Genomic DNA, 7,959 nt, shown 5'->3' on the forward strand with positions numbered 1-7,959 from the left:
GGTTAACCCGGAATGTTTGCAACCATACGTAGCGAGGTTGATAACTCTTCCATTTGTAACCAAGGACGAAGATAAGCAACGGCAGAGTAAGCACCAGGACGGCCAGCTTGCTCTTCAACAGTCACTTTCGCTTCTACAAGCGGATGATGTGCTTTCGCATCATTACCGATCGCATTTGGATTCACGTACTGATTAATCCAAGTATTCAGATCTTTTTCTACATCGTTTGGATCAAGGTTCGAACCAATACGATCACGACCCATTACTTTCAGGTACTGAGCAATGCGGCTACTTGCCATCGTGTAAGGAAGTCGCGCAGAGATTGCAGCATTCGCCGTCGCATCAGGATCCACATAAGTCTTAGGTTTATGTGTCGTTTGTGCGCCCATAAATACGGCAAAGTTAGTATTTTTGTAATGAACCAGTGGAAGGAAACCAAGATCACTCAGCTCTTTCTCTCGCTCATCGGTCAGGTTCACTTCAGTTGGGCACTGTTGAATTAAATCACCCGCATTTGAATAGTGAGTGAAATTAGGTAAGTTCTGAACTTTACCGCCATTCTCTGTACCACGAATAGCCGTACACCAGCCATACTGAGTGTAAGCTTGAGTCATAAGAAGTCCGAATTCATAAGCGGCATTACTCCAGACGAAATCAGAGTCATCTTTAACAATTTGTTGCCCATTTTCGCGAGTGTTCAGCTCTTCAAACTCAAAAGACTTAACTGGTACGGTTGCCGCTCCGTATGGCTGACGAGCCATCGTCTTAGGCAGCGTCAGTGCGACATAACGAGAATCATCACTTTCACGGAAAGCATTCCAACTAGCATAAGCAGGAGAATCAAAACCAGCCGCGACAGGTTTGCCATCAGCAAAAGTTGCAAATGAACCAAAGTCGAACATGCTCGCATTAGCTGCTGCAATAAATGGAGAATGTGATGCAGAAGCCACTTCGCCCATATAACGCATTAACGCAACATCTTCATCACCGTAGCCAAACTCGTAATCACCAATTAAGGCGCCGTATGGTTGACCACCAGCCGTACCAAATTCTTCTTGGTAAACCATGGTGAAAAAACGACTGCGATCGATAGCAGGAGCATCTTCAAATTGCTCAAGCAGCTCATCTTTGGTGTAATCAGCCAGTTTGATCTTAAGGTCAGGACCAAGCTCACTGTTTTTAACCAATTTCTGTAAACCTAACCACGTACCTTCCAGCTTTTGGAAGTCGTTATTTTTCATTACTGTAGACAATTGTTGAGAAATCTTGCTATCAATGGCGCTGATGGCTTTTTCGATCGTTAGCGTTAGGTTGTTATCCCACGTAACAGTGCCTTCAAGCGCTTGAGACGTTAGAATGCCCAGCAACTCTTTGGTTGTATCAACTGGCGTTTGTGCAGTCGCAGTGATAGCACGATCCAAGAAGCTCGCTGTTGTGCTCTCAACATTGGCTTGTTCGAGAGTTTGTTGTTCAGTCGACATTATTCAGCTCCCTCGTTGTTGAGCCCTAGCTCTTCCGCTAAACCTTGAATAGCATCTGCACTTTGCAGAACTTCTTTCAATAGTTTTTCCAAATCACGAGAACGGTCAGCTTTGCTTAACAGCTCTTTTAATTGATTACGGGTTTGAACCAGCTGTTTTAGCGGATCAATCTGTTGCACCAGTTTTTCTGGATGGAAGTCTTTCATTGAACGAAAGCTCATGCTGACTTCAAACTGACTATCATCATTGGCTAACTTATTATCAACCTTATAAGAAAGCGTTGGATTAATTTGTTCCATAACGGTATCGAAATTATCTTTATCGATTCCGGTAAACTCACGTTCTTCCAGTTCAACTTTATCTGACTCAGGTTTATGTCCTGAGAAATCACCAATAACGCCGACAACAAAAGGCAATTCTTTTGTTTCTACTGCGCCATTTGTTTCAACATCATAAGTAATGCTAACGCGGTTTTTACTCACACGTTTGTGCTGTGAATTCAATGCCATAGATGGGTCCTAATAGATCAATTGATGATCGTAATTAGGTGCCCTACCTAAGGTAAGACACCTAGCAATAGTAATTACTTCGATCCAGAAGTCATTTTGCCTAGAGGTAGGCTGTAAGTAACAAGACCGCCAGAAACCATCTCGCCGCCTTCTTTCTCATAATTATGTTTTTGAGAAATTTCAATGTAAGACAAAGCTAAGCTTTCGTATGGTTGAGAACCATCAGATCCGCTAACGTTGTAAGACACTAAACGTGCATTTTTCAGCATCACTTGGAAGTAAACATCCGCACCTTGGCCATCGTTTTGAGGCTTAGTGAATGCAACTTCTACCGTGCGGCCTTCTTTACCAGGATTGAATAGGTAAGAAAGTAGATCTTCAGATGCACCGTCAACTTGCTTAGAAACGTTAACTTCGCTCATCGCTACCATGCCTGAATCAGCATTGTTACTGTTGCCGATATCCATCGCTACATTACGTACACCGCCCCAAGAGTAAGAAGAGATTGCAAACCAACCATCATCTTTACCTTCTAATGCTTTTACATCTTTAATTGTAGCGCCACCTGTAACATTCAGGCCTTCAACACGCATGTAAATACTTGCCATAATCTTTCTTCCTTATTGGTGAGAATACTGTTACCAAGCTAGTGCAGTTGATGTACTAGATGACGCTTGTAATTCACTCTTTTGTTGTGATTGAGTATCAGCAGTGGAAGCCTCTGATACGGGTTCTTCAGCTTTTACCGACTCAACATTTTGTGAAGGGGACGTAAAAGTTAAAGGGTTTCTAATGTCGACGCTAGGAACATCCACATCCGGCAGCAAAACTTGATCAAGATGATTCAATCCTGCGGCATTAAAAATATTGTTTAAGCTTGTCCCATCTTGCTCTTCCATCATCTCTTTCATCAACTCAGGCAAAGATAGGTAACCCCATCGAATTGCTTTTTCGAGTAAAAAAGATACGGGGCTATGTGGCTCGCTTTGGCGAAAATAATCTGACAGTTCACGTAATTGATGAAACGCTAAGTCTCGGTTCATGCTATTGGTCGACGCGGTCTCAGCTAGGTTGCTAGAACAGAATATTTGTGAAGATTGTTCGGAATTCATGAGCCCCTCCTGAGCACTTACTTGCGTCGAAAGTTGTGCTTTTTGCGGTGTAGGCTCGTCAACTGAAGGCGCTTCATTGGCACCTTCACTTTGCGCACCTTGAGTCGTGGCACTCTTTTTCGGCTCAAATTTCATATTGGTGAGCTGCTGCAACGCATAGTCATACTTAGTCAGTAAACTTTTCAGAAAACCAAAATTGGGTGCACTTACACCTGATATTTGCGAGTAAGCTAGTGTTGTCTTTCTTAAGCGTTCTAACTCCACAAAACAACGATGCACACTTTCAAGCTTTTGAAGTATCTCGGTACGCTCATGCGCTATATTCGAAGAAACGTGTTGCTTTAGTTGGCTAATCGCCCCTTTTTGCTCTGAGCTCTGATATTCAAAGAATGAAACGTCAGCCACCAAGGGCTGTAAAAGAAGCGGTGCATACACCAAGCTACTTTGTTCACTGTCTCCAACCATTTGGAAAAACGCTTTAACTTTCGCTCGAGTTTGCTCCGCCGCCCATCCGGCTTCGGTGTCACTTTTCAGCTTCCCCGACGCAATCACTGGGTTTAGATGCCCCCATTGATGCTCAACTAATTCAGCAAGCCAATGCAGGGTATTAGCAGCACTATTTAAGGATGGATCGAGTAACATTTGAGAGGTAAAAAACCAACCAATAAGTTCAATATCTCGGCTAGAATTTGAAAGCTGATCAAACAGAGACTCCGATAATTGAAGCCAGTTTTGGTGATTTTCATCTTTTAAATCATCAAGTACTTCCGCACTTGGATTTTGACTTAATTTACGCAACGATGTTTGCGCAACATTAAATTCATTACGTAATGGGCGAAAGACACTTTTATTATTTTTCAAATAAGGCCCACAGGGTGAGTCTGCGGAAATTGGTTCTATTAGTTGCGAAACATCTTTCAGTGAAAGTAGCATTTTAATCCAAATTCAGATTTATTATTCTTAAAGTCACAAACCCTTTCGGTCTTCGCAATCACGAGATAAAAGCAAAAGATGAGTACAATAAAAAGCACTCAAATATCGAACAAGAAGTGTGATAATACAAGCCTTATTAATTCATTATAAATTAGCATTTACTTATAAATGTCACGCTAAATTAATTATGAAACTTGTTTGATTTAATTTTCTTCTAATCAATACGATTTAAATATCATATTTAACTAAATCGGATTATATATATATGAGATATATAATAAAGTTTTTTTAAGCCATTATTGGTGGTCATTTAAGACAAGATAACAGCAACCGGCATTAGATAATACGTAACCACCTGTTTACATAGAATAATTTTAAGAAACACCATCTATAAAAGAACTCATCCAACCAGTAATCTTATAAACTAATCCATCAAGTGTTAATATAAGTATTATTTAGATGAAAAAATACCCACATTAGGTTATGGTTGATTTACCTTTATTATTTATAGTAACGATTTCGATATATACTGTATCAGCAACACTTAAACATGTTATTTCACTTGTCTTTTAGAAGGAATAATGAAAACCATGACCAACAATGAATTGGCTTACAACACTCGTCCACTTCAGGTTAAGCTTTCCAATAATCAGCTTTATGTTGCTTCAAAATTAGAATCTAAAGATAGCCTTTCACAAGGAGCGCAACTCACATTATCTATTACTGCAAATGATGAAATAGATTCAAATGTGCTTGGACAAAACATTTCGGTTTCATATAAACAACAGAATGACACTCGTACTTTTCTTGGTTTAGTTACCAGTATTGAGTTAAAAAGTTATAACATTGAAAAATCGTTATATTTCTATGAAGTAGAAGCAAGAGACCCTCTTAGCCTCTTACATTTTCGTATGAATCGCCAAGTTTTTCAAAATATGACGACCATGCAAATTTTAAAATCACTCTTCGGTAATTCTAACTTTAGTAGTTTCTTCGAATTCTCTGTTACTGGTTCCGGAAGAAAACATGATTATTGCATTCAATTGGATGAAAGTGATCTGAGCTTCGCTCAGCGATTGCTTGCGGAAGAAGGGTGGCACTACCATCTTGATCACTCAGGCAACAAGCCTGTCATTATTATTGGGGATTCGAATCATGCCTTTGCATCAATTGACGGCGGAAAGCTGTTTTTTCGAGGTGGAAGCCAATCTAATGATCATCAGTTATCAAATTGGAAAATTAAAAATAGTATCGGCACCGCAAAATTAACCCTAGCGGATCACAATCAAGAGTTAGCCGAAGTTTTTGATACTGGAGAGCGTAAAAGTTCACATCGTGATTCGCCTCAGTCCTTATCAAGTTATTATTATGGGCAAGGCTTTGATGATAAGGGCGATCTTCGCAATGTTGTAAAGCGGCAAATGGAAGCGCTGGATAACTCAAAAGTTCAAGCTTCCGCAACGTCGACTATTAATGACTTATCATGCGGTGCAAAGTTTAAATTAGACAAGCATCCTGTCTCAAGCCTTAATCAAGAGTACCTTATTACCGATATTGTTCATCGTATTATGGCAGACGAATCAGGTCGAAATGTAAGTTACGAAAATTCGTTTCAATGCTGTGATGTCAAAACACCATTTAGGCCTCCTTACATTCACTACCCAGCGGCACAGCAATTACATACAGCAACAGTAACTGGCCCTAAGAATGAAGAGATATACAGGGATAAATATGGTCGAATCAAAATACAATTTCATTGGGATTTAGCGGGTAAAGGAGACGAAAACACCTCCTGTTGGATTCCTGTTTCTCAAGGTGTGGCAAGCAAAGGGTTTGGCGTCCTTTTTCTCCCTCGCGTGGGGGATGAAGTGCTTATTCAATATATTGATGGTAACCCAAATCGACCGGTGGTGATTGGCTCAATATACAATAAAACGAACTCACCCGCTTATTCGTCAGCTTCCCAAAGTGGCATAAAAACTCGAACAACACCAAAAGGAAGCAGTAAGCAAGGCAACGAATTACGCTTCGAAGATCAAAAAGACAAAGAGCACATCTATCTGCATGCCGAGAAAGATCTTTTAATCGATAGCAATAATGATCTAACCACTACCGTTAAAGGCAAAGTGACATCTACTATCGAGAAATCTTCTGAGCTCATTGCCAAAGAAAATATCAGTGCAACCACTGATAAGCAGTTAATAATGCACAGCAAAGAAGACTTGTCTGCAAAAAGTGATAAAAACGTAAACCTTGAATCTGGTGCCAATTCAGAGCTAAAAGCCAAATCATCTGTGATTGTAGATGGTAGTAAAATTTCGATTTCTGGGAAAAGCAAAATAGAGCTAAAAGTTGGAGCCAGTAAAATAGAGATCTCTGCCAGCGGAATTAAATTAGATGCGCCAACGATTTCAATAAATGGAAAAGGAAAAGCCGAAATGAAAGCGTCAATGGTTAACATTGAGGGCAAAGGCAAAACCGATGTGAAAGGGACGCTAGTAACGGTAAATGGTAGCGCCATGACAGAAGTTAAAGCGGGCGCCATGGTCAAAATACAAGGGGCAATAGCCAAGGTAAATTAATGAAACTATTAAAAGTTCCCTATAGTGATTCAAAACAGGTGTTATCTCTTTTTGAGGCGAGTGCGGCGCTGTTACCTCTCGCAGAAAAGCACCTTTTACCGTTCGACCTCATTTATGCCGCCTTTGATGACGAGTTATTTTCAGAAGCGGTGACTTACCTCGCGCATGCATTACCTGTTCGTGAATCAATTTGGTGGGCAAGTTGTTGCGCTTTAAGCCGTCATGACTGGAACGAAGCAGAAGCAAATGCAATTCAAGCCGCTAAATCATGGGTACACAACCCAGATGAAACCAATCGCCGATTTGCAGAAGAAATGGCCGAAACCTCAGGCCTAGATTCAGGTGCTGGCTGGGCTGCACAAGCGGCATTTTGGAGTGGAGGAAGCATGACTGCTCCTAATGATCCTATCGTGCCTCCTCCTGAGTATTTATATGCTCAAGCAGTTGCGGGCAGTATTAACCTAACTGCCGTACTTCCAGATGGAGAGCAAGCAAAAGCGCGTTATAAGACATTTATTGATATTGGAATAGACATTGCCAAAGGTGGTAATGGTCAAATTTTGGAGAGCTAAATGTTACCAGCAGCCAGAGCAACCGACATGCATATGTGTCCAATGCAAACTCCAGCCATCGTACCGATTCCCCATGTAGGGGGGCCGCTGCTTCCCATGCCAACAACGGTGCTCATCGGCAATATGCCTGCAGCAACCGTAGGTCAAATGTGCATTTGCGTTGGACCACCAGATAGTGTGGTAAAAGGCAGCGCCACAGTGCTTGTAAACAGTAAACCGGCCGCTCGAATGGGCGATCTCACCGCCCATGGTGGAACCATAATAATGGGGATGCCTACTGTTTTAATTGGTGGATAATCCCAATACAGAAAAAACACCAATCATCGACTTCTGGTGGTCTAATTGCCCGTTTAGCAGTCGATGAACGCTACAAAGGTAAAGGCTTTGGCGAGTGGCTCCTTATTGATGCACTTAGAAAGCTACTAGCAGCCAGTGATAGCGTTGCATTCCCTGTAGTCATTGTTGACGCCAAAGACGGTGCAAAAGACTTCTACGAGCGATATGAATTCCAAGCGTTTCAAGATGCAGAAAATAAACTCTTTATTACTATTTCTGATGTAAGAGCGAATTTAGGCTAGTTGACTGCTTGCCTCCTAGCAAACTAACGCCCAATTAAGGTGCGACAACGCTATAACACCCAAACTAAACCACTGCACCGTAAACACCAAATTCAAATCGAAGTAAAATCGGCAAGCGTTAGGAGTCACTCTTAAATTGTTTGTTAGTTGCGTTCTAACCACTCCGTGCGCAACACCCCATACTTGACTGAA

Annotated in this window: 7 protein-coding genes and 1 pseudogene; 4 read left to right on the forward strand and 4 right to left on the reverse strand. The window is 41.3% G+C overall.

What is annotated here, in order from left to right; all coding sequences use genetic code 11:
* Positions 1–2: 2 nt before the first annotated feature.
* The 4 genes from tssC to F0249_RS18640 form a co-directional block, all read right to left on the reverse strand.
* Entirely contained in the window at positions 3–1,481 is a 1,479-nt protein-coding gene (gene tssC, locus F0249_RS18625; protein WP_017052340.1) for a type VI secretion system contractile sheath large subunit, read from the reverse strand.
* Positions 1,481–1,990 (reverse strand): type VI secretion system contractile sheath small subunit, encoded by a 510-nt coding sequence (tssB, locus tag F0249_RS18630; protein ID WP_017052339.1) that lies wholly within the window; start codon positions 1,988–1,990, stop codon positions 1,481–1,483. Before tssB ends, tssC begins: the two co-directional genes overlap by 1 nt.
* A gap of 74 nt (positions 1,991–2,064) precedes the next feature.
* On the reverse strand, positions 2,065–2,598 hold the full coding sequence (locus tag F0249_RS18635; protein ID WP_017052338.1) for a type VI secretion system tube protein Hcp: 534 nt from the start codon (positions 2,596–2,598) through the stop codon (positions 2,065–2,067).
* A 30-nt stretch (positions 2,599–2,628) separates the two neighbouring features.
* Complete coding sequence (locus tag F0249_RS18640) at positions 2,629–4,035, reverse strand: ImpA family type VI secretion system protein (protein ID WP_171757458.1); 1,407 nt, start codon at positions 4,033–4,035, stop codon at positions 2,629–2,631.
* Positions 4,036–4,625: 590 nt separating this feature from the next.
* Between F0249_RS18640 and F0249_RS18645 the strand changes: the two genes are divergently transcribed.
* From F0249_RS18645 to F0249_RS18660, 4 genes and pseudogenes are all read left to right on the forward strand, one after another.
* Positions 4,626–6,617 (forward strand): type VI secretion system Vgr family protein, encoded by a 1,992-nt coding sequence (locus F0249_RS18645; RefSeq protein WP_029203340.1) that lies wholly within the window; start codon positions 4,626–4,628, stop codon positions 6,615–6,617.
* The gene (locus F0249_RS18650; protein WP_171757459.1) at positions 6,617–7,189 is read left to right on the forward strand and encodes a Twin-arginine translocation pathway signal; all 573 of its coding nucleotides are present in this window, start codon (positions 6,617–6,619) and stop codon (positions 7,187–7,189) included. Before F0249_RS18645 ends, F0249_RS18650 begins: the two co-directional genes overlap by 1 nt.
* Positions 7,190–7,486, forward strand: coding sequence for a PAAR domain-containing protein (locus F0249_RS18655; protein WP_017052334.1), 297 nt, complete (start codon positions 7,190–7,192; stop codon positions 7,484–7,486). It abuts the gene before it with no gap.
* A 5-nt stretch (positions 7,487–7,491) separates the two neighbouring features.
* A pseudogene (locus F0249_RS18660) lies at positions 7,492–7,767 on the forward strand (GNAT family N-acetyltransferase); the annotation flags it as partial.
* Positions 7,768–7,959 lie beyond the last annotated feature (192 nt).

This window comes from Vibrio sp. 03-59-1 (assembly GCF_013114135.1).
Taxonomy (GTDB): domain Bacteria; phylum Pseudomonadota; class Gammaproteobacteria; order Enterobacterales; family Vibrionaceae; genus Vibrio; species Vibrio cortegadensis.

Coding starts and splice junctions, on each gene's coding strand:
- F0249_RS18650 (WP_171757459.1), top strand. CDS start 6,617: ATGAAACTATTAAAAGTTCCCTATAGTGATTCAAAACAGGTGTTATCT.
- F0249_RS18655 (WP_017052334.1), top strand. CDS start 7,190: ATGTTACCAGCAGCCAGAGCAACCGACATGCATATGTGTCCAATGCAA.
- tssC (WP_017052340.1), bottom strand. CDS start 1,481: ATGTCGACTGAACAACAAACTCTCGAACAAGCCAATGTTGAGAGCACA.
- F0249_RS18635 (WP_017052338.1), bottom strand. CDS start 2,598: ATGGCAAGTATTTACATGCGTGTTGAAGGCCTGAATGTTACAGGTGGC.
- F0249_RS18640 (WP_171757458.1), bottom strand. CDS start 4,035: ATGCTACTTTCACTGAAAGATGTTTCGCAACTAATAGAACCAATTTCC.
- F0249_RS18645 (WP_029203340.1), top strand. CDS start 4,626: ATGACCAACAATGAATTGGCTTACAACACTCGTCCACTTCAGGTTAAG.
- tssB (WP_017052339.1), bottom strand. CDS start 1,990: ATGGCATTGAATTCACAGCACAAACGTGTGAGTAAAAACCGCGTTAGC.